The organism is Paenibacillus sp. GL_099_B, from assembly GCF_057835695.1.
Map to the genome: position 1 here is coordinate 4,306,027 of NZ_CM174430.1, position 24,442 is coordinate 4,330,468.

Annotated in this window: 24 protein-coding genes and 1 riboswitch; of the genes, 2 read left to right on the forward strand and 22 right to left on the reverse strand. The window is 45.1% G+C overall.

Annotated features, from left to right (window positions below; genetic code table 11):
- Positions 1 to 167: 167 nt before the first annotated feature.
- Together AC3ITG_RS19445 and AC3ITG_RS19450 are read left to right on the forward strand one after the other, a co-directional pair.
- Positions 168 to 809: a thiamine diphosphokinase gene (locus AC3ITG_RS19445; RefSeq protein WP_489251078.1), complete on the forward strand. Its 642-nt coding sequence runs from the start codon at positions 168 to 170 to the stop codon at positions 807 to 809.
- 281 nt (positions 810 to 1,090) lie between these two features.
- A complete protein-coding gene (locus AC3ITG_RS19450; RefSeq protein ID WP_053780904.1) occupies positions 1,091 to 1,591 on the forward strand; it encodes a C40 family peptidase in 501 nt (166 codons plus the stop codon).
- A 126-nt stretch (positions 1,592 to 1,717) separates the two neighbouring features.
- On the opposite strand, the gene AC3ITG_RS19455 is transcribed toward AC3ITG_RS19450, so the two are convergent.
- The 22 genes from AC3ITG_RS19455 to AC3ITG_RS19560 all read right to left on the reverse strand — a co-directional run bounded on the left by AC3ITG_RS19455 (position 1,718) and on the right by AC3ITG_RS19560 (position 24,441).
- Positions 1,718 to 2,170, reverse strand: coding sequence for a winged helix-turn-helix domain-containing protein (locus AC3ITG_RS19455; protein WP_413379718.1), 453 nt, complete (start codon positions 2,168 to 2,170; stop codon positions 1,718 to 1,720).
- Positions 2,171 to 2,579: 409 nt separating this feature from the next.
- A complete protein-coding gene (locus tag AC3ITG_RS19460; RefSeq protein WP_489251079.1) occupies positions 2,580 to 3,629 on the reverse strand; it encodes a ThiF family adenylyltransferase in 1,050 nt (349 codons plus the stop codon).
- A complete protein-coding gene (locus tag AC3ITG_RS19465; RefSeq protein WP_489251080.1) occupies positions 3,626 to 4,393 on the reverse strand; it encodes a thiazole synthase in 768 nt (255 codons plus the stop codon). The genes AC3ITG_RS19460 and AC3ITG_RS19465 overlap by 4 nt, the downstream gene beginning before the upstream one ends.
- A 3-nt stretch (positions 4,394 to 4,396) precedes the next feature.
- Entirely contained in the window at positions 4,397 to 4,600 is a 204-nt protein-coding gene (gene thiS / locus AC3ITG_RS19470; protein WP_063562837.1) for a sulfur carrier protein ThiS, read from the reverse strand.
- A complete protein-coding gene (gene thiO / locus AC3ITG_RS19475; protein WP_489251081.1) occupies positions 4,597 to 5,826 on the reverse strand; it encodes a glycine oxidase ThiO in 1,230 nt (409 codons plus the stop codon). The genes thiS and thiO overlap by 4 nt, the downstream gene beginning before the upstream one ends.
- Positions 5,827 to 5,830: 4 nt before the next feature.
- The gene (locus AC3ITG_RS19480; RefSeq protein WP_489251082.1) at positions 5,831 to 6,508 is read right to left on the reverse strand and encodes a thiamine phosphate synthase; all 678 of its coding nucleotides are present in this window, start codon (positions 6,506 to 6,508) and stop codon (positions 5,831 to 5,833) included.
- A 236-nt stretch (positions 6,509 to 6,744) separates the two neighbouring features.
- Positions 6,745 to 6,854: riboswitch (TPP riboswitch) on the reverse strand.
- Between the two features lie 135 nt (positions 6,855 to 6,989).
- A complete protein-coding gene (locus AC3ITG_RS19485; protein WP_063562839.1) occupies positions 6,990 to 8,540 on the reverse strand; it encodes an ABC-F family ATP-binding cassette domain-containing protein in 1,551 nt (516 codons plus the stop codon).
- 132 nt (positions 8,541 to 8,672) lie between these two features.
- On the reverse strand, positions 8,673 to 9,716 hold the full coding sequence (locus AC3ITG_RS19490; protein WP_489251083.1) for a hypothetical protein: 1,044 nt from the start codon (positions 9,714 to 9,716) through the stop codon (positions 8,673 to 8,675).
- 21 nt (positions 9,717 to 9,737) lie between these two features.
- Positions 9,738 to 11,543: a group II intron reverse transcriptase/maturase gene (gene ltrA / locus AC3ITG_RS19495; RefSeq protein WP_489251084.1), complete on the reverse strand. Its 1,806-nt coding sequence runs from the start codon at positions 11,541 to 11,543 to the stop codon at positions 9,738 to 9,740.
- A 695-nt stretch (positions 11,544 to 12,238) separates the two neighbouring features.
- Positions 12,239 to 12,793, reverse strand: a complete 555-nt coding sequence (locus tag AC3ITG_RS19500; protein WP_489251085.1) for a hypothetical protein — start codon at positions 12,791 to 12,793, stop codon at positions 12,239 to 12,241.
- Complete coding sequence (locus AC3ITG_RS19505) at positions 12,790 to 13,083, reverse strand: hypothetical protein (RefSeq protein ID WP_489251086.1); 294 nt, start codon at positions 13,081 to 13,083, stop codon at positions 12,790 to 12,792. Before AC3ITG_RS19505 ends, AC3ITG_RS19500 begins: the two co-directional genes overlap by 4 nt.
- Positions 13,084 to 13,205: 122 nt before the next feature.
- The gene (locus AC3ITG_RS19510; protein ID WP_063562843.1) at positions 13,206 to 13,691 is read right to left on the reverse strand and encodes a hypothetical protein; all 486 of its coding nucleotides are present in this window, start codon (positions 13,689 to 13,691) and stop codon (positions 13,206 to 13,208) included.
- Positions 13,692 to 13,746: 55 nt separating this feature from the next.
- Positions 13,747 to 15,813, reverse strand: coding sequence for a hypothetical protein (locus AC3ITG_RS19515; RefSeq protein WP_489251087.1), 2,067 nt, complete (start codon positions 15,811 to 15,813; stop codon positions 13,747 to 13,749).
- The gene (locus AC3ITG_RS19520; RefSeq protein WP_489251088.1) at positions 15,803 to 17,629 is read right to left on the reverse strand and encodes a pilus assembly protein CpaF; all 1,827 of its coding nucleotides are present in this window, start codon (positions 17,627 to 17,629) and stop codon (positions 15,803 to 15,805) included. The genes AC3ITG_RS19515 and AC3ITG_RS19520 overlap by 11 nt, the downstream gene beginning before the upstream one ends.
- Positions 17,630 to 17,636: 7 nt before the next feature.
- The gene (locus tag AC3ITG_RS19525; RefSeq protein ID WP_489251089.1) at positions 17,637 to 18,467 is read right to left on the reverse strand and encodes a CpaE/TadZ family protein; all 831 of its coding nucleotides are present in this window, start codon (positions 18,465 to 18,467) and stop codon (positions 17,637 to 17,639) included.
- Positions 18,464 to 19,177 (reverse strand): hypothetical protein, encoded by a 714-nt coding sequence (locus AC3ITG_RS19530; protein WP_413372143.1) that lies wholly within the window; start codon positions 19,175 to 19,177, stop codon positions 18,464 to 18,466. Before AC3ITG_RS19530 ends, AC3ITG_RS19525 begins: the two co-directional genes overlap by 4 nt.
- A 69-nt stretch (positions 19,178 to 19,246) precedes the next feature.
- On the reverse strand, positions 19,247 to 20,269 hold the full coding sequence (locus tag AC3ITG_RS19535) for an SAF domain-containing protein (protein WP_489251090.1): 1,023 nt from the start codon (positions 20,267 to 20,269) through the stop codon (positions 19,247 to 19,249).
- Positions 20,270 to 20,295: 26 nt separating this feature from the next.
- Positions 20,296 to 21,774, reverse strand: a complete 1,479-nt coding sequence (locus AC3ITG_RS19540) for a serine/threonine protein kinase (RefSeq protein WP_489251091.1) — start codon at positions 21,772 to 21,774, stop codon at positions 20,296 to 20,298.
- 179 nt (positions 21,775 to 21,953) lie between these two features.
- A complete protein-coding gene (locus AC3ITG_RS19545) occupies positions 21,954 to 23,003 on the reverse strand; it encodes an SAM-dependent methyltransferase (protein WP_489251092.1) in 1,050 nt (349 codons plus the stop codon).
- A gap of 6 nt (positions 23,004 to 23,009) precedes the next feature.
- A complete protein-coding gene (locus AC3ITG_RS19550; RefSeq protein ID WP_163759914.1) occupies positions 23,010 to 23,789 on the reverse strand; it encodes an ABC transporter ATP-binding protein in 780 nt (259 codons plus the stop codon).
- Entirely contained in the window at positions 23,786 to 24,103 is a 318-nt protein-coding gene (locus AC3ITG_RS19555; protein WP_489251093.1) for a thioredoxin family protein, read from the reverse strand. The genes AC3ITG_RS19550 and AC3ITG_RS19555 overlap by 4 nt, the downstream gene beginning before the upstream one ends.
- Positions 24,103 to 24,441, reverse strand: coding sequence for a cyclic-phosphate processing receiver domain-containing protein (locus tag AC3ITG_RS19560; RefSeq protein ID WP_489251094.1), 339 nt, complete (start codon positions 24,439 to 24,441; stop codon positions 24,103 to 24,105). Before AC3ITG_RS19560 ends, AC3ITG_RS19555 begins: the two co-directional genes overlap by 1 nt.
- Position 24,442 lies beyond the last annotated feature (1 nt).

Genomic DNA, 24,442 nt, shown 5'->3' on the forward strand with positions numbered 1-24,442 from the left:
ACTTTTCAAGTCATCTCCATGTTGCTCTACCCATTGTATCCGCGCATGCTGAAATTGTGCAACCACATTTTGTGGATTATACTGGTTTTGTGAATGATTTTTGCATCATACTAACACTTTAATTAGAAGTGAATTGTTTCTTTATTGATTAGGAAGGATGAAATAGAATGACTAAGAAACGAATTGTTATTTTTACAGGCGGAAACCTCTCTCCTCAATTTCTAAATGAAATCGTTAAGGATGACATCATTATCGCAGCCGATCGTGGGGCGTTATTCTTAATAGAGAACGGGATTCAGCCACATATCGCAGTAGGAGATTTTGATTCCATTACCGAGCAGGAATGGGAGAGTGTACGAGATAACAGCGAACGGATAATCACCTGCGATCCTGTGCATAAGGATTTGACCGATACCGAGATGGCATTTGAAACAGCATTGGATCTTGAGCCTACTGACATTCTTATGTTGGGCGCAACGGGCACACGCATGGATCATACACTGGCTAACGTACATATTATGGTCCGCGCTATGCAGCATCATATTTCCTGTACTCTGAAGGATGAACACAATTATATGATGCTAACGACCTCCGAAGCTTTTGTGGAAGACCGTGGATATGAGTACATCTCCCTGCTCCCACTTACTAATGAAGTAACAGGTATTACACTGGAAGGTTTCATGTACCCGCTAGATCAAGCTACTATACGTATGGGACAATCTTTGGGGATTAGCAACAAACTGCTCGGAAAGTCTGGCACCGTCTCAATCGATAGTGGGTTATTACTCATTATTCAGAGCAAAGATTAACCTTCCGCCTTACTTATTACGTTTTTGTAACCTATGATTTAGATTAAAAATAATCGTATAAAACAACGAAGACCCTTGATATATCAAGGGTCTTTTCTATGTTTGTAGCATTCGAGGTTCGTCAATGATTAATTTTTTGACATTTTTAATGGTATTTTAATAAACAAACCCAAACTGTTGCGCCCCTAGGGATGATTAGGTTCCATCCAATTTCTAGGCTGTTACAAAGCTGTTATACTCGCTCTAGCAACTAAACGAAAACGAATTTTGGAGGTACTCACATGAAAACAAACATCTTTGTCCAAAAGGCCGTAACCGTCGGGTTGTGCGCTACACTAGGTTTTGGAGCTGTATTAATGACTAATGCACCTGTCGCACAGGCAGCAAGCGCTTCTGTATCCACAGGACAACAAATCGTAAACTATGGTAAAACCTTTACAGGAACACCATATAAATTTGGTGCGTCAACTTCTACTACCAAAAATTTTGACTGCTCTTCTTTTATGAAATACATCTTCAAAAAGTATGGTGTAGACCTGCCACGTACATCCGTTAAGCAATCCCAAGAAGGTGTAGCTGTTTCCAAAGCTAATCTGCAAGTGGGAGATCTGGTCTTCTTCTCCAGCGGTAGTCGCTCTACAGGCTCCAATATTACTCACGTAGGCGTATATGCAGGAGACGGAAAAGTTCTGCACACGTATGGATCGCCAGGTGTTACTCTCTCCGACTTGAACTCGGGGAACTGGAAAAAAACATATATTAAAGCTCGCCGCGTACTGTAGCTCATATTTCAGAAAATAACGAAGCGAGTGGGGCCGGATCTAATGATCCGGTCCTTTTCTATTTACCCAGTGAAGTTCTCTCTCCAATGTGGTAAACAGGAACTATGTTCGGCGAGACGACCTCTTTTATTGGGTATGAAGCATATAACCGATGCCACGAACGGTATGAATTAATTTGATACTCCTCCCCTTATCCACCTTCACCCGTAAATGTTTGATATACACATCCACTACATTGGTATCCATTGCAAAATCATACCCCCATACTTCCCTTAAAATAACGCTCCGGGGACACGCTTCGTTCACATGACGGGCCAGAAACTCCAGCAATTCGTATTCTTTCGGAGTCAATACCAGATATTCGCCTGCACGACTTACACGACGTGAACGCAGATTGACCTTGAGATCATGTACTACAATGACTTCTTCATCTTCCTGTGAAGCATGCGAGAATACACGTAAAAGATTTCGTATTCTGGCCATCATCACATTACCGTGAATAGGTGCTTCCATCACATCATTAGCGCCGTAATCGAGCAATTCCACAATCAATTCAGGCGATATCTTGGGAGTTATCACAAGCAATGGAGATGTGACTCCTATGTGCACGAAAGACTCTAGTCCACTTTTCAGGGTATCTTCATGACATCCTTCATTTATTAATATGATCATATTGAGATTCGTGAGTGTTAGTTCAGAAAGACGGTTCAGATCCGTCCATTCCATTTGCTCAACTTGGTACCCTTCAGCACACAATATGCCTTGAATAAAAGAAACCAGATCGCCCCTGCCAACCAGTAATATGGATGTTTTCATTTTTTCACCCGGCCTGTCTAATACGCTGCTACATTGATTGGTTTCAATTACACTGGGGCCCACATCCTTGTGACCACTGTGCATCGCAGCATTGTTGTATGTTTATCATGCCGTAAAATGAAAAAGTCCATTCCCGGAAGGAACGGACTTGGAACATTCATTTATTTTTTCTCTAACCAAAGTAACGATGAACCAGCGTACGCGCCTCTGCCGTGTCCTTTGTTCCATGAACCAGAACGCGACCATCCTGAAAAATGACCATCCTGTGCACTCCCGTTGTAAAAGAAACCAAAAATGCATTAGCCTCCACTTTGCCTTCATCCAGCTTGCCGAGACGATCAGCTGTATGCTGTAAATCCAGATTCATCCGCCGTGAAGGGCGAATCTGTACCGTATCCCTACCACATAATACGTCTGTTTTTTCCAGGTTTGAGGCAGAGAGGTACGGATAGTTAGCCTTTACTCCGCAGGAAGGACAATCTTCTTTTCGGGCACCGTCGACGTTAATGGATATGTATTCATTTCTCCACACATCGAATGATAACAACTTGTGTCTCAGTGCATCTGAATTACCACTGAGAAACTTCATCGCTTCGGCAGTCTGATTAGCCGTAACCATCTGCACCGCCTGAGGGATAATGCCTGACGTATCACAGGTATCCCCACCTAACGGAACCTCACCCAACAAACAGTTTAAACAAGGCGTTTCTCCAGGCAGAAACGTGTAGGTAATTCCATAACTGCCCACACATCCGCCATAAATCCAGGGAATACGATACTTCTGAGACATATCATTTATTAATAGCCGGGTATCAAAATTATCTGTTGCATCCATGATCAAGTCTGCGTTCTGAACCAATTCCTCCAGTTCATCTACTCTGACGTCCATCACTTTACCTACAACCTCAACGGTAGAATTAATGTCAGATAGGCGCTTCTTCGCTGCCATCGCTTTGGGCATTCGCTGAATGGCGTCTTGCTCAATATATAATTGCTGTCGCTGTAGGTTGCTCCACTCCACATAATCACGATCTGCAATGGTAATATGGCCAATTCCTGAACGTACCAGTGTTTCAGCAATACCCGTACCAAGCGCGCCCGCTCCAACAATTAATACTTTGCTGTTATTCAATCTATGCTGACCTTCCTTACCGATAGGTGCATACCGTTCCTGTCTGGAATAGCGGTCTCCCTGTTCAGAAGATCGTGTCTGATTAGTCATGTATGAACCATTCCTTCCGCCTGACTACTCGCTGCTGCATAGCGCTTAACGGGAATCATGCCTGCCTCATAAGCCAGTCTGCCTGCTTCAACCCCCATTCGCATTGCCTTCGCCATCTTCACCGGATCTCCGGATCCGGAGACAGCCGTATTCAACAATACACCGTCAGCTCCCAGCTCCATTGCATGAGCAGCATCTTTAGGTGCTCGAAGTCCTGCATCCACAATAACAGGAACGACGGCTTGTTCAATAATAATCTCCAGATTATAGGGATTAATAATTCCTCTCCCCGCCCCTATAGGTGAAGCCCCAGGCATGACAGCATGTACGCCGAGTAGTTGCAATCGCTTGGCCAGAATAACATCGTCCGAAATATAAGGCAGTACCGTAAAGCCCTTTTCAAGCAAGATCACGCAAGCTTTATAGGTTTCAATCGGGTCGGGAAGCAATGTGATTCCATCGCCGATAACTTCTACTTTTATCATATCACAAAGTCCTGAAGCCCGAGCAAGTTCAGCGATTCGTACAGCCTCCTCTGCCGTTGAAGCGCCCGCTGTATTGGGAAGCAGGGTATACCTTTTCAAGTCCAGTGTGTCCAGAAAGTGCTGTTTGTTTCGATCTTCCAGATTCAAACGCCGAACCGCGAACGTTAATACTTCCGTACCTGAGGCTTCAACCGCCTGGCTCTGCACTTCCAAGTCCGAAAATTTGCCTGTACCCAGAAGCAATCTAGACTCAAACGTATAATTTCCAATCCTCAACATGATTCAACCACCTCCCACAAAATGTACAATTTCAATCCGATCTCCGTCTCTTAACGCTGTCGTTTCATGATATTCCCGCGTTAAAATTTGCCGATTCAATTCAACCACGACAGTTTTCACTTGCAAATTAAATGAATGGAGCAATTTGTCCACACGATTTAAGCTATCTTCAATTTGCATGGTTTGTCCGTTGACAATGATGTTCACTGCAACATCTCCTTTATGTTCAAACGTTCTGGACAAAGGTCCTGAATCCCCAGTTCTTCTGAGGTTTTGCCACAAATCAAGTCAGCCATGAGGCTTGCTGTAATCGCACTAAGCAATATTCCGTTGCGATAATGTCCAAAAGCAGCGAATAAACCGGGAACACTTTCACAAGCTCCTACATAGGGCAATCCATCTGTAGTCGAAGGACGTACACCAGCCCACGCTCGAATAAAATGTGCTTCCTTCATGCCGGGTACCCAGTTTGTTGCAGCTGCAAGCAGCTTCTGAATGCCTTGAACCGAAACTTTCATGTCTGTTCTTCCTGGAAGGCTTGTTGCACCGATCCACACTTCTCCATTGGCTTTGGGAACAATATATATATCCTCTGCATACACCGTTTTGTCAGGTCTATAACCGGCATGGTGGGGTGAGAACTGCACCGCTACAATCTCCCCCTTCACAGGCAAAACAGGCGATTTCAGACCCACATGCCTCATCAATTCTTCACCATGTAACCCTGTAGCAATAATGACATTTCTCGATGTCATCGTTCCTATTGAAGTCTCGATCCCTTGCACTCCATTCACATCCGTATGCAAACGGACATCCTGTACGCCTTCCATCACCCTCGCACCCATGGCTTGAGCCGATCTGACATAAGCCTGCGTTAGATTGACAGGAAGAACCTCGCTCTCGGAAGGTCTGTAATATGCTCCATACGTATCCCTGTTTAACCATGATGCTTCCTGCTGGACAGCGACACGATCCCACCAAATATGGTCTGTAGATAAGGTAGACGATCGATTATTCTTGTAACTGCTGACCTCACTATATGAACGAAAAGGAGTAATAAAGCCATGCTGTTGCAGCCCCATTTCCACTCCGCTAAGCGAACTGATTCGTTCCTTCTGCTCATGAAGTAAAGCTCTGCTCTGCCGTGCAAGTTTCGCCATCACAGCATGAGTGAATTCTTCACTGTCAGCAGCAAGCATCCCGGCTGCTGCACAGGAAGTTCCCCCAGCGATCCGCGCACGCTCAACCAGAAGAACGTCATGGCCTCGGGTAGCGAGTTCACATGCGATGGCACAACCGATAACTCCTCCGCCTACAATAATGGTTTCTGCATGAAGCTTGCCTCGAATTTCCGCTCCAACTTTACTTCCCGAAACTATTCCTGGATGATAACCTGAACGATTCCTGCTTCGACTTCTTGCTTCCTCTCTCATGATCTCATCTCCTTGGTTCGGCGTACTTCTCTGAATCCGTGAGCGCCTGTCGCAATGAAGCTGCAGCCAGTTCCGGCTTATCGTTCGTCCAAATCGTTGAAATCACAGCGGCTCCTCTGGCACCAGCAGTTCGAATGGTAGCAATATTCTCAGGTCTAATCCCGCCAATCGCGATCACCGGAATTGAAACATTGGAGCATACCTCGGCCAATGCACTTAGCCCTCTCGGTTCGCTATTCGGTTTACTATTTGAAGCATAGACATGCCCATAAAAGAGATAATCCGCTCCACGTTCTTCTGCAATTTTTGCTTCTTCCAGAGAATGAACCGATATGCCTACGCGCAGCCGATCGACTCTCTTCAATTCATCCTTATCGTAGCTGCGAATAACTGCTTGACCCCAATGCACACCACCAAGCGACGCATGTTGATCCAGCTGATCTGAGCCATTCATAATGATTCGGTTAGATGGAACACCTTGTGTTTTCAGACTTTGCGCCCAATACATCTGTTGCTCAAGGGTCAGCTTTTTTTCCCGAATGTGGATATAATCGACCCACCGCCATATATCCTTAGCAATATTCAGAAAAGAGTCCAAGTCTCCTGTACCTGGTGAAATCACATGCAGTTCGAATGATCGTGTTGTTGTTACATGTTCGTGGAAGTTTGCCGTCCTTTTCACCCTCCTCTTGCATGATTTAAGCTGATATAAACAACAAAAAAAGCCACTCCCGTAGGGGAGTGGCCACGAATTTAAAATTCATGGATCAACTGAATGACTGTCGCATGCAATTACTCTATACATAACGCATAACAACTATTAGAATCCATCCATAGTCGCAACGCTGTATACACAGAAACCGCATGATTCATCTTGCAGGCAATATCGCAAAGTCAACGATAACGCTCTTTGTCATTAGCTGAAACGCGCCACTTCCCTACGCTGGTATGATCCAGATCAGGTACAAAGGGTCCGGAATCGCATTCTTCCATCTCAGCCGCCTCGTGCGGCCCCCCTAGTGTTCATATGAAGCTGTAGCCTATGTTACCATAGACACCTTTTTTTGTCACCGTACATTTCCATGAATTACGTTGTTCATCCATTGCTGAAGTCATGTAGTTATCGAGGTTGCTGTTCTGGTGCAAAGAATGGTTCGAAGAAACTATTGTTTATCGGACCAAGCTTCAACATCCCACGTTTTGGTAACCCAACCTTCATAAAATTCAGGTTCATGGGATACGAGCAGCACGGTACCCTTGAATTCTTGCAAGGCACGTTTTAGCTCTGCTTTGGCCGTCACATCCAAATGGTTTGTAGGCTCATCGAACAAAATCCAGTTACTTTCACGCATCAGAAGCTTACATAAACGAACCTTGGCTTGTTCACCACCACTAAGCGCGTTAAGCGGACGGGTGATATGCTCATTTTTCAATCCACAACGTGCGAGATGCCCCCGGACTTCATTCTGTGTCAGATGAGAAAATTCGTTCCACACATCTTCGATCGGGGTAATATTACCTGCACGTACTTCCTGTTCGAAATAAGCTGTTTCCAGATAATCACCCAAGAAAGTCTTACCGCTGATTGGTGGAATTTTCCCCAAGATAGTCTTGAGCAGTGTGGATTTACCTACACCGTTACAGCCAACAATGGCAATTTTCTCGCCACGCTCAATCGTCATCGTCATTTTGGGCAATAATGCATATGAATATCCAATTTCAAAATCAATACCCTCAAAGACGGTTTTACTACTCGCCCGGGCATCCTTGAATTTGAATGTGGGTTTGGCCGCTTCGTCTGGACGATCAATCCGTTCAATCTTGCCGAGCTGCTTCTCACGGCTCTTGGCACGACCTGAAGTAGAAGCGCGGGCTTTGTTCCGCTGAATGAAATCTTCCTGCTTCTTGATAAACTCCTGCTGTTTCTCATAAGCATCAATATGTTGCGCCTTATTCATGTCGGCCATTTCAAGGAATTTGTTATAGTTCGCTGCATAACGCGTCAACTTGGCAAATTCCAGATGATAAATAACGTTTACGACCTCATTCATAAACTCTGTATCATGCGAAATCAGAATAAACGCATACGGGTAATCCTTCAGGTAACGGGTCAGCCATTCAATGTGTTCCACATCGAGATAGTTCGTCGGCTCATCCAGCAGAAGTGCTGTGGGTTTCTCCAGTAAAAGCTTCGCAAGCAATACCTTCGTACGCTGACCACCACTAAGCGCGGCCACATCACGATCTAGACCGATGGCGGACAAGCCAAGTCCATTCGCCATCTCTTCCACTTTCACATCGATCAGATAAAAATCACCTTGCTCCAATTGCTCTTGAATGTCACCCATTTCTTCCAGCAACAATTCGAGCTTGTCCGGATCGGCGTCTGCCATCTGATCCGTGATGGACATCATTTCTTTTTCCAACTCAAGCAAGGGCAGGAACGCATCCTTAAGCACATCACGAATCGTTTTCCCAGGCGTGAGCTTGGTATGCTGATCCAGATATCCATAACGAACTTTGGGGGTCCATTCGACCTTCCCTTCGTCCTTTAACAATTTCCCGGTAAGGATGTTCATCAGTGTGGACTTGCCTACACCATTTGCACCAACAAGGCCAACACGCTCTCCGGCAAGTAAACGAAAAGATACATTTTTAAATAACGTGCGGTCTCCAAAATTGTGACTCACGTTCTCTACTGACAATAAACTCATAAGATGAGGTTGCTCCTATCTATTGGACATTACTATCGTTCCGAAACCCTATTTTAGCACAGGTGTCGCCTTTTCTGAAAGTAATGTAAACATCTCATGCAACCTCGCTTTTATATTACAAACAAACTGCCTTTAATTTATGGAACAGTTATACTCAAAATAACCTTGTGCTGCCGCTTGTTTGGCATTTGTAAACACTTCTTCGGCTCTGTAACCATTGCTACATGTGGAAAGGTAATAGTATTTAATTCCACTTACCGGATCAACTCCGCCAACGATCGCTGTTTTCTTCACCAGTCTGCCACCACCAATGGCATAATTGTTAATCTTTTGGTTACCTACAGGTATCCCCTGAATGAAAGCCATAAGCCCCGTGTCATTAATCGAATTGTACCAGTCTTCCTGGGAAATCAAAGGCATGGTAAAGGTGTAGGAAACACCATTCCTTCTTGCAAACTCATTATGCCGGTTAATAACATCTGCCAAATCTTCCTGCACACTTGTCACGATCCGGCTTCGTCTGACCTGCTCAAACGTCTCGGTATTCTGAAGCAGAGGGATTTGTGTGCTGGAGGCCAGTTCTTTCTGGAAACCCTCAACCCACATGCCCAAGCCTGCATCATAGGCATACACATACCCATCAAGTGTGAAGTTAATACTGCTACCATTTGAATCAGAATATGTATAGGGCTTTTTGGGACTCCAAACCTGCCGGAATGAATCTTCAAGATCACCAGTCATCTCTGTTTCGTTCGCCAAAATATAGTAACCATCATAATCCAGCACGACCATTGCAGGAATGTAATTAAACATGGCCCGTATTGCAGCAGGATCATCCTGAATCCCCATATTTAGAGCCATTGTTTGGGTAAACGTAGTTAAGGCAAGCTCTTTGTCCGCTTTTACAAATTTGGTCGAATCATACCCTGCTTCATCGTTTTGCTTCTCATTTTGATGCATCACGGCCCCTGCATCCAGTACAGCCGTCTGAAGTGCCATCTTATATCGATTGCTTAAATATTGTGCCTCTTGGGCATTGTCTGTATTGTGAGAAATAACCCAGAATATAGGTAAAAAGATAAGCACAAACACAATAGAAAGATCAATAGAAATAGGTAAGGATTTGATATGATCACCGCCTTTTCCCCTTCTCCGCACCGTGCGTGCGACTTTCATCGCACACGGCGCTCCATCTTTTTAGATTTTCAATACAATAGGTTCCAAGTTACTCATTTTTCGGTACTGATTGATTTTCAGAATCGTAGAGTCTGAAAATCCAAAGGGCGACATGAGTTTAGCAATCGTCTCTAATTTTGTAGCATGAACGAGCTTGTGGATATCTTTGTGTAGGATACGTAGATTGCTATACTCGTCTGTACCACCTAAGTGAAGTGGCAGAAGGTGATGACAATGCACGTAATCAGCAGTTAGAAAGATGCCGGAAATTTCGCATTTTCCAGCCTGCATACTGTATCTACTCAGTCTGTTATCCAAATATTCAACGCTACGATAAGGTATGTTTGACTGCATTAGCTTAATTAGTTCATATCGAATATCCATGTTTAGTTCCTTATGGAGTCTTTTTCTTCCTTCTGGTGTATACGGATTTAACGTTTGCTGAAAGCATAAGTTATTTACCGTTTTTACATCCCTGAAGGGGAAGAGATATACTCCTGCGACCTTAAAAGTTCTATACCTGTTCTTGTAGAACTTTTTGTAGGTTGGTGGGGCATTATCAGGATATTGGTACTTACCAATTACTTTGAGACGATTGTATGTGAATGCCTTCAGATCATAAGCAAGTCGTGAGAATTCCACACTAACATGTGTTGCACGTGAGAAGTAATTGTGTAAACCAAGTACAAAGCTGTTGAAAAGAAGAGCGTTTTGAGTAATTGGTGACTTGTGCAGAATCTTTATGCGTTCTCTTGCTTGTTTCTTGATTTCTGCTTTCTTCTTCTCGTTTATACCCGTATAGGCAACTCTTCTTTTTCCTTTTTTCTCGGCCCATATTGTGAAGCCCAGGAAATCAGATTTACGTTTCCTAAGATTTACAATTTGTGATTTCTCAGGTGAGATATCAAGTTTGAGACGGTCTCTAAGATAGAGTTTCACAGCGTGATACCACTTTTGAGCCGATCTCCAATCCCGACAAAGAATTTTAAAGTCATCGGCATATCGCACGATGTATCCCTCTTTAAGATTGGTTTTCTTAAGTGCTCTGATCCTGTGGAAGTCTCCTGCATAGACATGTTGAGTTTTGAAGTTGATCCATTGTCCTGCTACCCAATGATCCAGGTCGTTGAGTACTATATTTGACAGGAGCGGAGATAGGATTCCACCTTGTGGTGTTCCTTTCAACGGGATTCCTTCACCTTCAATTTCAGCCTTAAGCATTTTGCTGATGATTCGAAGTACTCTTTTGTCTCTAATACCCATATTCCATATTTGTTTCAGAAGCAATGTGTGGTTGACATTATCAAAGAATCCCTGAATGTCTACATCAACAACATAATGAAGGTTCACCTGGTTTATGAGGTGTTGTACTCTTGCTAAAGCGTTATGCGTTGATCTTACAGGTCTGAATCCATAACTGTGTTTATAGAAGTAGGCTTCCGCAATGGGTTCAATGATTTGTTTAAAACATTGCTGAATAATTCTGTCAACTATACATGGAATACCTAATGGCCTTTTCTTTCCGTTAGGTTTTGGTATATAGACTCGTCTAACCTTTTTGGGTTGATAATTCAACAGCTTGTTTCTTACGTGATTCACAATGTCTTCTTCTGTTAGTGTCTTTATATCCTCTATCGTTTTGCCGTCTGTTCCAGGTGTTTGTGAGCCTTTGTTTGATTTAATTGTTCGAAAGGCTAGGAGAATGTTTTGACTTGAGTTTATAAGTCCGTATAGATTATCAAACTTCTTCCTAGCTAGTGCTTTTTCGTGTAAATCAGTGAAGGTACTCGTCATGTCATAGTAATCCCAGTATCGAAGAGTTTGCACTGTGGCTTCACCTCCTTACGGTGATTCCCCACGTTCTTACCTGATCGGTGCAATTCACTTTTCGGAAAAATTGTTTATTATCTAAAAAGACTTGAGGCTGTTCCTCCACAACCATTACAGCCGCTTCATTGGTCGTGCCTCTACTCTCACAAGGATTAGTACATTTCAGCAAAGTTTCTGCCTTATAGTAGACGTCTAGGATGACAGTCCTTTAAGCCGACGTTCCTTGCTTTCCTTGTACCTTGAGACCTAGCTATGCTTGCTAGACCTTAGGTGCCTCCTTTGAGCCTGTGGACTTGATATCGCCATTGTTCGATATAGCGTGTTTCCTAGATTACAGTCGTACTCTACGCTATCCACCCTGACTTTTGTCAGTACATATGTTTCCATATGTTATGAATTTAGACCCGTACATTCGGAGGTTCGTCAGGTTTTAAAACCATTCTCACCATAGTCCGCTTTTCAGCCATCCGGCATATCAGTTAGCATACCTTCTCGAAGGAGTGGCTTTAGCTTCCCTTTTGCCGACTTCACCTGTGCTTCATACCCAACACGCTGTCCGTGTCACGCACGCAGGAGATTAACGGAATTGTTTCAGGATACATGGTTCCCTCTTTCCAATTCTCGGTCGCAAAGTTGGACTTATTTAATTAAGTCCCCGCTTTTCCCGAGTTGTTCGGTTATAGCGGAACAAGTCACACGTAATCTTCATTGAGCACCATACCCCCATATGTGGTAAACACGGCTGCAGCCTGCGCAGACCCGTTCAACCACTCACGAATCAACATGGCAGGTGTGCGATTGGTATTTTTGACGGTTACTGTGAAGAAATCCCCCATTGCCAGTGTATATCTGCGCCCAGGATCGTCTAAAGCTAGCACACCGGACGAAGGAAACAGCTTTGCTTTAATTTGGGCTGAATAATATCCATCTTGCACAGTTTCATAGGTACCAGAGAATGTGCTTTGATCCATCGGATCTGAGTAATGAGGAACATATTTTTTGTGCAAATGCTCCATGGAAATCTCATAGGCGTTCCCCGTTCGGGCCATCTGTTCTTCGAACTCTGCATACATGGCAGGGGAAATGTATCCCTTTGTTCTGACCGCATCAACAAAACGGGTAACCGTCTGAACAACGGTCATACGTGCCATGTCATCCTGTCGATCAGCAGTCTCTGCTGCCGGGTATACATAAAGTAAAATCACTGCCAGCAAAACAGCAAGCAGCTTGGATGCAGCATTAATCAAGGGGTACTGGCCTCCTTCCAAAATGCAATCTTCAGCAGTTCGCCAGCCTCACTTCTTATGAACTCGGGTCTATACGAAGCAGCAAGCTGGACAGGTATGGTTCCTCTTCTGTTTACAAGGGGATCAATGACATATGCATTCCCGTTCACCTCCACACTGACCGCTGTTCCTGTCATTTGCCTCACAGTGTGTAAGACTTCAGCACCACTATAACGGATTGGCTCGCTTATACGCAGAGTGGTATTCAGCCGTCCTTCCATGTCTTCTGTCGTCTGCACCAAATGATTCAAAGCGTCTGATAGAACCCTAACATTCTGCTGCCCGTACAGGCAGGCTGTCACAAATAGGACAACCGCCGTACAGAACAACATGAGCTGCTGTGTATTCTGGGGACATGTTAAACCAACTCCTGTCAGGATTGCTGGAAAATAAGCCCTCTTACCACATTGGATCTGTCTTTTACGATAATTGCTTTGAATTTACCACTTGGATTGACATATTGGTTGTCTTTTTCACTCATAGTTTGATTAATAATGCCTACTTTATCATCTGGAGAAATAACTGAACCGTAATCTGCGTTATTGAGATCCTGGGATATATTCAACTGATTGCCATACCATTGACCTCCCTTGTTTTTACCTGTAATAACTTGAATACCGAACTGATCCTTGTCCGCATATTTACGCAACGCGTTTGTGACCTGTGATCCGCTAATGGTTGTTCCGTCATAAACTGTAAATGCAGCTTGGGACAACTCGGTCTGGATATCGGCAAAATTGTTCTGTGCCGTTTTGGTCGCCTCCTGAGCCGAAATAAACAATAGAACCACAATCGTAATAAGGGCGATGGTCAGAAAGATGCCGGCTGCCACCTTTAAAGCGCTTGATGCATTGTTCATGATAAATCCTCCTATATCGTTTTTAATTTATTTCAGACTGTGACGTACATGTTCGTTACAGTTTCTGAATCTGTTCATAATAAATGTTCATTTGCAGGAAACTCATGCCTACCAGCGGAATGACCAGGTAGAGAAAGATCAGGGCATACATCGGTGTAAACCCGATCATTCTTCCCCATGATGCTTTAACATCAATCATCTTGGTGTATTCCTGCTTCCGTTGTTCAAAATAAAAGGCCATCATACTATCCAGATCATCAAATGCTTCTCGAATCGAAATTTTCCCAAGTGCAAGTTGCAGTTTTTCAACCAAACGCTGAAATTCAGGCAGGCCTGCATCTTCTTTCAATTGTTCAAGTGCATGCTCCGGCCCATGTTCAAAGTGCAACAGACATTTTTGCAGTGGTCTTTTGAAAATAACTGCAAAGCGATTGAGCCATTCCAATATCTCCTCTACAGACATACGATCCATCTCCCGCAAGATCGATATAACCGTCTGAAACTGATAGATTTCATGCCTCATGTCCATACTTCTCATCTTGCGCTGGAACATCATTAGCCAGATCGGCATGTGATAACCCGCTATACCTATCATCATTGCAATAATTAACTCCCACCAGTGAAGGTATTGCTTGTTGTAACCTTCCAGCTTCTGAAGGATGCGTGCAATAGTTTCATTCTGTGTATCATGATCCAGTTGAACGGGATTCACGGACTGCAATGCAATGGAGATCTCATCAAAAGTTGCTCCTCGCTTCATTTCAATGCGCTCGAGTACAGCTTGATCCAAGCTTGTCTTTTCTGTAGCCTGCTTCAACTCCGCCTCTCCCATCGCGCCAAACATCCGGTCATCTCTGACGGGATCATGTAAGATGTGATTTCGTTCAACCTGATGCAGTAGAAAGACACAGCCAATGGTCAGTACAAAACAACTTGCAAATAACATCAGCCTTCGTATAGCCAGCCATTCATATTTCAGTTCCGAGCTACTTTCCCTCATCAGTCTTACGGTTTGACTGTAATGGGTACTGCCAGGTTTGGCCACGAACAACATCGCGACTTTACGAATGAACATCTGCTTGTATAGGAACTGATCGATCCTGGAATGTTTGCGCCCTGTCCGATAACGAGTTTCATCATATTGCTGAAGTCTTTGCAAAAGCAGGTAGGCAAGTATGATAATGACGTAGATCGATATTTTGGTTACAAACCCGATTTTGCTGCGATAAAATTCATCCATAGTTGGAAAACTTCCTCTGGCCCAACGTTCGATTGGAGCTGTGAATAGAACGGGGGCCAGGGCGATGATATTCAACCCTTTTAACAGATAGTCCAATTTGTCCCGCCGCAAAATCTCCAGATGAATTTCCTGCGTCAGATTCCCCAGGCCTTTCAAGTAAATCGAACCCTGTGCTCTGTCTTTATCCCCGAACTCCATCACCATATATGAAATACCGGCAAAACCTTTAAGAAAGCGATTTGGCGCAATCTCATAGTACCGTTCCAAAGCTTCGTTCGGATCCGGAGAAGCCAATGCTTCATAGATCAACAGCACTTGCTCGGCAGCCTCTCCTTTACCTGCTTCCGCCGCTTCATAAAGTGCCTCCTCTACCATTCCATGCTGATGATACCGATGTCTCACGTCGGCAAACAGGTCCAGCATCTGTACCAACAGTCGCTTCTCCATACGATTCAGACACATATCCAGTACAAGGCTGTTTAGAACTACAGCGCAGAGTACCGACAATATAACAAAGGCGATACCCGGCTGCATAAGGAAAAGGATTACACTGATACTCCCGTATCCTCCGAAGATAATTAGAACCACGTTCATAGTCATTCGTCTTAATGCTAGTTCGTCGCCGACATGCCGGAATGAGATTCGTTTCTGTACTTGTAAAATATAAGCAGAGAATAGCGGCACTTTCATGCCCCACCGATAAGACTGTAACAGGACCGATCCCCACCGCAGCGTACGAGTGCCGTTTAGCGTAGCAATCCCGATAGATTTACTTGCATTGTCTCCTCCTCTATGACGTAACAGGTTCAGTACAAGTAGCGTGATTATCAAGCCACCTGCACATATCCCCAGCACCAAAAGAAGAACAAACTTAACGGTCATAGGTATCACCCCAATGTTGCTTGATGAACTGTTCGAACAGCGCAGCGTCCTGCAGTGTCATCTGATCCCGCATATCCGTAATGCTTCCTATCGAGATCGGAGCTGTAGCGACGTAATTGCCATCCTTGTACTCGATCACATTGCGAAACGTAAATCCTGCCCGTTCCTCCACGCTATCCCCTTTATTCGCACGTGGCAGACACTCCGTAATTCGTTCGATATATCTTCGTCCCTCTGCGTCCTTTCTCATATGTACATCGAAATTAATGACACTTACTACTTGCTCCTCGGCAATATGTTCATGTTGGAACATACCTGTTTTGAGCAGTGAATTACGGAGGGAGAAAACCAGATCACGAAACGTTTTGGCATGATGGGTAAACAGGGTGAACAGACTGGCAACCTGGGACATCTGAATCATCCATGCGGCTACTTCGTCACTTGCGACCTCACCGAGAATATTTACAGTACCATCCGTCTTTTTCTGTAAGTCCAGTCCCTGTTGACCTGAAATGTGCTCGGTCTCCCGGAAGCTTAGAATGTTACGCCGACTGTATATACGCCGCAGCTGTAGTTCGAAAGCCATCTCCTGTACACGCAGGGTATACGATGCGTAAATATGCTTCACCATCGCCATAAGCAGCGTCGTTTTACCCGACCCCTGCGCTCCTGTTACGGCTGTAATTCGACTGCCTTTCATCAAATATTGCAGCAAAGTGATTGGCAGCTCTGCGTTGTTCCCGGTAATCAACTGTTCTAGTGAAGCATTGGGAATATCGAATTTCCGGACAAAGAATGCCCATGATTCGGCAAAGGGAGGACGCACAACAACGACACGTGATCCATCCTTCATCTCGTTCACCTTGTATCCATTTGCTTCCGAAAGCTGTCCCGGATAGTTGTATTTATAAATATTTTGACATACCCTCTTCAGTTCACGGATACTGCCAAATGACAGGAAGGACAGATGAATGGACTTACCTTTATAGAAAATCCAGACACTTTCCATTCCACTAAGTGGTTCTTCGAAGGGAGCATCTTCAAGTCCATCCGCGAGCAGATCATTCCACGAAGCTGGCTGCCGTAGCCCCATATCCTGAAGGGCATCCAGCATACCGCTCACACCACCACTAACGCCATCTATTCGTTGATCTCTTATTTCATCAACCACCGAGAAACCTTTGTAATGCTGGTAGATACGTTGAACGATGATATCTGTTTTTTCTCTGAATCCAAGCTCTCTATACTCACACTCAAACACATATCGGATGTCCTCCTCGGAGATATAGTAACTTCCTCCGTCGTCTGCACCTTCACTCAGCCTCAATCTGCCAAGATCATAAGTGTCAATCATGCGTGACAAGGCATCGACACCAAATTGCTGCCGGTATAGATAAAACACGATTTCGAATTGATCCTGAACCGTCAGTAACTCAGTGTCTCCGAAATAAATGACCTCATCGATATTTGACTTATTCAGTCCTATACTGCGAGTAAGCAGATCACCTATCAGATTTTTGACATACGTTTTGTCACTAATGCTTCCTGATACACAACCTTTAAGCGCCTTGCGCATCTCGGCACGCTGATTGATTCTTCGGCGATATTCTTCTTCATGCAATCCTGCATCAGCAAGTTGACTATGACTAAGCTCATGAAGCGAGTTCTTTACTTTCTCTGTCAGCACTTCAATCGTGAAGGATTCACGCTCAGGAGCACGGTTATTTTTTTCACGATGGGAAGCTCTGTATTTGAACCAAACATACGCAAGACATAACAGCAAAATTAAAATTAACCATAGGGTATTCCAGAGCATCAGATGTTCAGGCTCCCCTTTCCAGCCTTTTTAGTACGGTACGCATCCCTGCCCCATCCATAATAAGACGAGCGAGTTCAGCCATACTTGCGGCAAAGCTCCCTTTACGAATATCTTTATTGTTGCTCAGACCTTCCAATTGCAAGTACGCAGCCGCATCACGACGATTGAAGGCATCCAGAAATCCGGTGGTATAAGGCAACATTGATATCGAGCCTTTGTATCGAAAACGCCGACGAATATTGGTGGTGGTTGCGCGTGAATGAGGATCATACTTATTCAGCACGATGTGCAGTTTCTGATCACCCATGCTCTCGGGTCTGATTTTTTCAAAAAAATACTCCAGATCCCTCATATTTTGATTCAGGTTCACCACAACATAGTCCGCTTGATCCAGCAGAACCTGGTCACTAGTGCCTGCGCGATCTGCATCGAGAAGAACCAGATCATAATATTCATTGGCTACGTGCAGCAGCCTTTTTAATGTCTCCACATGCTCTTCTGTTGAACGTTCCAATCGGTTGATTCTGCCAGTCAACAAATCCAGACGGTCATTGAGGAGCGGCTTGGTATAATCCCTCAAATTATGCTTGTTCAAACTCCCGCTGATATGCAGCCGTTCCACAGCATCCCATCCCCCCTCCTCGAATGTAAATGCTGATCCCGTGTCCTCTATTTCTTTAGGTGGAAGGGCAGCTTCTGTGCTGCTCCCGACTGGACCTGTATTTACAAGCAAAATTCTTGTCCTATATTGAAGTGCCATCGCATAGGCGCCGATTAACGCACTTGAGGTGCTACCTGTTCCTGCAAAAGGACTCCAAAACGTAATGGTGCTCATGCCCTCATCCTTTCAGCTTCTTTAATGGCCCGGCGACTCTGGACATTTTCCCATCCGGTCAACTGCTCCACTAACCTGCATAGCGATTTTTTATAGTTCCGTGATAACGGCCCCAGACGTATCCTACGATGATGCTCGTTTTCCAGTTTGACTGCTGCAGTCAGTTCATCCCATGGCAACATCAGCGATTCCCCTGTCCATACAAACGGACTGCCTTCCAGATACGCCCACAAATATCGAGCTTCCAGTTTGCAATCAACGGCATTGATCAAAATACGCTGAAATGGCAGTTCTGCTGGCAGGGATTGTTCTTCAAGCAGCCGCTTGAGCCAGCCTTTGCCCCGTTCCAGGTTGTAACGTTCATAATCACTGACCCAGACACGGATATCTGCCGTAAGCCATAGATCACGTGATGCAAAGTGTGATGTCTCCATGTCGTAAAGGACGTAATCATAGGTCTGCAATTTCTCGCCACTCGCTTCAAGATGACTCTCAACCGCTGTTGAAGTTACGAACTGACAAGCAATATCAAAACCTTCAAATTCTGTAATACGCAGAGATTGCTGACTTTCCCCAACGCCGTATCCATATTTCTGTTGCAATGTTCCATCAACAAGCAAGACACGTTTACCGGAGGACGCCAGTATTTTGCAAAGGTACAGCATCAGGTCATTCTTCTCGCATAACCCGGCAAAGATCCATGTATGCATAGCTATCAAAGCCCCTTTTAATTTCTTTTAAACGTTGTTACATGAATAATAAATTGTTTCTCCTGCATTTTACTCTCCGCCCGTCAGCAATCTTCTCTGCTCATCTGTACTCGAAGTTGATGCAGAAGAATCATTGCTCCCTGTACCAGTCGCTCCACCGCTACCTGAACCGTCATTCCAGATAACACCATCGGCAGATGAAGAGTTATTCGCTCCGGGGCGATTATTGTATGAAACGGAGGAGTGCGCAACGTCCTGCTCCACACCTTGGGATGGCGCTGACATGGATGCGGCGAGTGAGCTTTCTAACGAACTCCGTACCTGCCGTGCCAACTCCACCTCAGCCCGGCGCACAAGATTAGGATCACTCTCCAGCAGTTTTAACACCTCATTATTGGCAGGGTATGTCGGGATTGCTGGTGTCTGGAACTGTGGTTCTACATAGGTTAGGGCATAGATTGAAGCTTTATGTAAATAGGCATCTACAATTGCACTTGAAAGGGACAGGATCTCCTCCTCCGTCATCGTAATCCATAGCGTAGCTGCATTTAATCTTTCGACTTTCTTTTTGGACAGGAGAATGTAGTCTTGCCCCGTTGGAAACTGAATACGAATATCAATGTTATCACCCTTCACGAGTGAAGAAGGTAATAACACAACCTGTAGTTCACGGTTCCTTAAATCCGGCGGTGCCGGGGTATCCTCATACACCATTTCAGTTGTAATAGCTGTTCCCTTTTTTAATTCTATTTTCGCCACTTGACCATCCATCTGCTTGGAGCTGGACCAGAGATTCCTTGGTGCCTGTGCATCCGGAACGGCTATGAGTTTGATATCCTCGGGCAATATCGACTCTCCTGCTTCAACATCCCGTATTGTCACCCATCCCTGTGCCCCCGAGTTCCATTGTTGCATCAATTCAGCTTCTTTTTGTTCGTAGGCTGATGAGTATCGGGCCTCCACTTCAGACCTCGTATCACTCATGGTTTTGACATTGTAAATGACATATGCCCCAAATAACAAACCAATTGCTCCCGCTCCCGTCAGTCCAGCATAAATCAGTTGACGGCTTTGTTTTCTTAATTTAGACAAAAGAGGCTCTCCTTTCGCAATCTCTTCTAATCATGTACTCTTTTTCTTGCAAAGAATGAACGTTTCTTGGGAAGCTGCCCCATCATATGAGTCAGAATATGAGTAAAAACCTTATCCATCTGCGGTTCCCGATCAAAGGGATCGATATGTAAAGGCAGACCGTAGACACTGGAAGTGTCCAACGTTTTGCGCATGCGCTGAACGGCGTCAGCTGCTGCGAGTGGCAGGCAGTAGATCCATTTGTCTCTCGGGTACCGGTTGTGTGAACGGACAAAAGATCCAATCTCAGCTTGTCTCCATTCGGCACCGGAACCTATAACAATCGGCAAGTCAGCTCTGAGAAACTCTTCAAGCCGGTTCTGATCCTGACCACTGCCCAGATCCATCACAATGAACTGATAGCTGCCTCCCAATAAAGACAGGATGTCTGCACGTCCCGATTGTTTCCAGTAATGTACACCATCCACTGCAAACTGTCTGCCTGCTGGCACGGGTTTACCTGCATGCGCCACTTGTTGAATCCGTGCAAACGATTGGGAACGTGGCGACATCTCGATTATGGCCACTTTGAAGTTCTGCCGCTCCAGATAGTGACTGATGGCTATGGCCGTATGCGTAACCCCAACTCCGGATGATGCCCCCGTCAAAGCGATCACTCTTGTCCCTCCGCTTATCGTCACCGTCGTTTCTGAACCACCAGCCGCTATTCCCGGTCTGCGCAGCAGCTCCTTACGAACTTCATCAGCCGATTGAAAGCGCTCATTCGGATTCAGTCGCAACAACCTTCTCGCAACAGGAATATAGGTACGTGGAACATCACTGCGAATGGAGCTCTCAACTCCCTGAATCCATTCCGTATAAGTTCCACAAGTCATGAGATAGAGCAACAATGCTCCAAGCCCGTACAGGTCAGAACGCGCATCAGTCTGTCCTGAACCATATTGTTCTGGTGCAGCGAAGCCGGCCGTTCCCAATTTAACCGTATCATCGACTCTTTGTGCTTTATAGCTCCGCGCTATCCCAAAATCAATCAGTCTGACTTCATGTTCCGGTGTAATCATAATGTTGGATGGTTTCAAATCCCGATAGATGACAGGTGGGTCCAGACTGTGCAAATAACTTAATACATCCAGCAGCTGAAGCACAAACTCCGTCATATGTTCAAGCGGAATCTTCCCCCGACATTGCTTGAAATAGTCACTAAGTGTCAATCCCTCAATGTACTCCATAACAAGATAGGTATACCCCAGCTCATCCGGTACAAAAAAATCTACGATTTGCGGTAATCTGGGATGCCTCAGAGATGTAAGAAGAGCAGCTTCTGACTCCATACTGCCTTCGTATGGCATCGCCGTCACGCTTTCTTTGATCGCCCAGGTTTTGCCTGGCAACTTCAAATCCTCTGCTTCATATACATGACTCATTCCACCCGAACCGAGAATGGACACGATACGGTACCTTCCCCCCAGCAGGCTTCCACGCTCGAGCCTGGCCGGATGTCTCATATAGACTCCTCCTTGTGTGCATAACAAAAAAGGGAAAGCTTCACCGAAGCGGAACAGACCGGATATCCGGACTCTTCACTTCGGGATGCTTTCCCTCAACTTGTTATGGTTAATATTGGTATCATTATAGTATAGGCAATAAGGTATTGTAAAGCATAAAATTTAATGCCTTTAATAACTTAATACTTAATCATATATAGCGTGATTTCTTCACGGTTGTGAAACAACTGTTTGGAACGCTGAATCTGCATCCGGGAGCGCTCAAATGTATCGATGACTTCTTTAATCAAAGCGAGCGGCTTCTTATGCAATAACTTCACCGTTACAACCGCTGTTCCCCCTGATTGGAGGCTGTATAACAAGTCCGATATAAGACGGCTCATCAGCTTAGGGCTCCAGCTCATATCACATACGAGCAGATCGAATTCTCCTTCGCGGAAACGTACATCACCTGCATTTTTTTTCAAAAAGGTCAGTTTGGGTGATTGCAGCAAGGTCGCATCCATCTTGGCCGGATCAACAGCTGTAACTTCAAGCCCGCGCTCTAGCAGGAAAGAGGTCCATCCGCCTGGTGCAGCACCGATGTCCAATGCTTTGTGAAAAGAAGTAAAGTCGATGCCAAATGTCTGCTCAGCTTCAAGCAATTTGAATTTGGCCCGAGAGATTTGGCCCTCTTCCTTCTGAAAACGAACTGCTCCGCCACTCCAGTCCGACAGATTTTGATCAGGTCTGGATACACCGGCATATAACATATCATCCGCAACGAAGACAGATACAACATGATCCGCATCACGGACAACCCACTCACAGCCAAGGTCATCCAGCTTCTCGGTCAAGAGCTGTTTCAGAGAAGCAGCGTTCTCCTGCCAGAAGGCACCTTCGGTTTTACGAACTTGTAATGTAACTTTAGTGCCTGTTAACTCTGTATGGTTCAACACAAATGAAATCAATTTTTCCATTGCTTGCGCTGAATCTTCCGTATTTTCCTGAAATTGAACAGGTTGAATATGACGTAAAAACGTCGGGCTTTCTTCCAAAAGCTTGATCGCTACCTCTTCTTCCGCAATCGGAAGACCGGCAAGCAGAATTTCACCTGGTACGAGTACCGTGCTCTTTACTGCCCCAAACGTACGGCGCAATTCCTCCTGAGCATAGGGCGCAAAACCATGATTGGCTGTGCAAATAAAACGGGAGAAGTCTCCTTCACCCCAAGATGACTGTGTACTCAAAATGTGTTACCCTCCAGAACGTACGCGAATCCAGGGACGTCCATCTTCCCACTGGATATCAACCGGAACATCGTACGTATGCTTAATTGTATCTTGTGTTAAAACTTCATGTTTGGGCCCTGCCGCAGCAATACGTCCATCGCGGATCAAGGCCACGTGTGTGAACAAAGGTACGATCTCTTCGACGTGATGAGTCACATAAACGACAGTGATATTTCGCTTACGCAGTCGATCAATTTCGGCCAACATTTTCTCGCGTTCATACAGATCGAGTCCGGCACAAGGCTCGTCCATAATCAGCAATTTGGGATCTGCCATCAATGAACGAGCCAGCATTACTTTTTTGCGCTCCCCTTGAGAAAGGGTGCCGAGCGGATGATTAGCCAGTTTTGCAAAGCCCATTTCATCAAGCAGGTTCAATGCTTTGGCCTTCACATCATCCGGGATCGTTTGATAGAAACGCAAAAAAGCATAAGCTCCTGTTGCGACAACTTCCCACACCGGATCTCGAGGTGTCAGTTTCTCAATCAATGTCTGACTGATATAACCAATTTCTTTTCGAACCTCCCGCACGTCACATTGACCATACAGATTTCCCAATACTTCAATGCGCCCCTGACTTGGAAACATATATCCATTCATCATTTCCAGCAGCGTTGTTTTACCTGAACCATTACGCCCAAGAATCACCCAATGCTCGCCTTCTTTAACATGCAGATGGACGTCATCCAGAATCTGATTGTCTTCGCGTCTAAGAGAGACATGCTCCATCGAGATTACACTCATTTTAGCACCGCCTTTCGGATTTCCCCTAACAGATGCTCAACAGAGTTCATCCGATAAACCATTCTGGGCACATCATGTTCTCCATTAAACAGCATAACCGCAGGCACGCTCGAAATCTGAAACTGCTGCACAAGTTCCGGGATATCGTGAATATTCATCTCGGTCAAAATCCCTTCAGGCAGCAAATGCTCGGCGATCTCAAGCATTCGACGTGCTGCTGCGCAAGTTCCGCATAGCGGGGTATAGATAAATACAGCCTGAGGCATGCCTTCCCATACATCACGCATTAACATTTTGGTCGTAATTGACTTCATCAGCTTTCTTCTCCCGCAGCAACACGCAGCATAACCTCACCGGACATCGGATCATTATGGACGGTAACAGAGTCTGGTTTATTGCTGTACAACAATTCGTACATCTGACGTTTGCCATACATGCTGGACGTGTGCAAATAGATCTGGCGTGGAAACAAACCTTCCCGGACGATCGAAGCAGCAACTTCTCCGCCATTCGGTGAATCTGGACCCAGTTCAAAATCCAGGGATAGAATGTCCACGTCACCTTCTCTAAGCAGCATCAGGCATTCTTCTGCATTGGTAGCCAGAACAAACCCTTTCGGACATGCCCGGTAATCATCCAAAAAAACATGCATT

What these genes read in the sequence shown, in the direction of transcription:
- AC3ITG_RS19555 (WP_489251093.1), bottom strand. Translation starts at nt 24,103, where the DNA reads ATGAAGTCAATTACGACCAAAATGTTAATGCGTGATGTATGGGAAGGC.
- AC3ITG_RS19485 (WP_063562839.1), bottom strand. Translation starts at nt 8,540, where the DNA reads ATGAGTTTATTGTCAGTAGAGAACGTGAGTCACAATTTTGGAGACCGC.
- AC3ITG_RS19450 (WP_053780904.1), top strand. Translation starts at nt 1,091, where the DNA reads ATGAAAACAAACATCTTTGTCCAAAAGGCCGTAACCGTCGGGTTGTGC.
- AC3ITG_RS19560 (WP_489251094.1), bottom strand. Translation starts at nt 24,441, where the DNA reads ATGCATGTTTTTTTGGATGATTACCGGGCATGTCCGAAAGGGTTTGTT.
- AC3ITG_RS19445 (WP_489251078.1), top strand. Translation starts at nt 168, where the DNA reads ATGACTAAGAAACGAATTGTTATTTTTACAGGCGGAAACCTCTCTCCT.
- AC3ITG_RS19460 (WP_489251079.1), bottom strand. Translation starts at nt 3,629, where the DNA reads ATGACTAATCAGACACGATCTTCTGAACAGGGAGACCGCTATTCCAGA.
- AC3ITG_RS19530 (WP_413372143.1), bottom strand. Translation starts at nt 19,177, where the DNA reads ATGCATACATGGATCTTTGCCGGGTTATGCGAGAAGAATGACCTGATG.
- thiO (WP_489251081.1), bottom strand. Translation starts at nt 5,826, where the DNA reads ATGAGAGAGGAAGCAAGAAGTCGAAGCAGGAATCGTTCAGGTTATCAT.
- AC3ITG_RS19515 (WP_489251087.1), bottom strand. Translation starts at nt 15,813, where the DNA reads ATGACCGTTAAGTTTGTTCTTCTTTTGGTGCTGGGGATATGTGCAGGT.
- AC3ITG_RS19465 (WP_489251080.1), bottom strand. Translation starts at nt 4,393, where the DNA reads ATGTTGAGGATTGGAAATTATACGTTTGAGTCTAGATTGCTTCTGGGT.
- AC3ITG_RS19510 (WP_063562843.1), bottom strand. Translation starts at nt 13,691, where the DNA reads ATGAACAATGCATCAAGCGCTTTAAAGGTGGCAGCCGGCATCTTTCTG.
- AC3ITG_RS19490 (WP_489251083.1), bottom strand. Translation starts at nt 9,716, where the DNA reads ATGAAAGTCGCACGCACGGTGCGGAGAAGGGGAAAAGGCGGTGATCAT.
- AC3ITG_RS19525 (WP_489251089.1), bottom strand. Translation starts at nt 18,467, where the DNA reads ATGAGCACCATTACGTTTTGGAGTCCTTTTGCAGGAACAGGTAGCACC.
- AC3ITG_RS19540 (WP_489251091.1), bottom strand. Translation starts at nt 21,774, where the DNA reads ATGAGACATCCGGCCAGGCTCGAGCGTGGAAGCCTGCTGGGGGGAAGG.
- AC3ITG_RS19550 (WP_163759914.1), bottom strand. Translation starts at nt 23,789, where the DNA reads ATGAGTGTAATCTCGATGGAGCATGTCTCTCTTAGACGCGAAGACAAT.
- AC3ITG_RS19520 (WP_489251088.1), bottom strand. Translation starts at nt 17,629, where the DNA reads ATGCTCTGGAATACCCTATGGTTAATTTTAATTTTGCTGTTATGTCTT.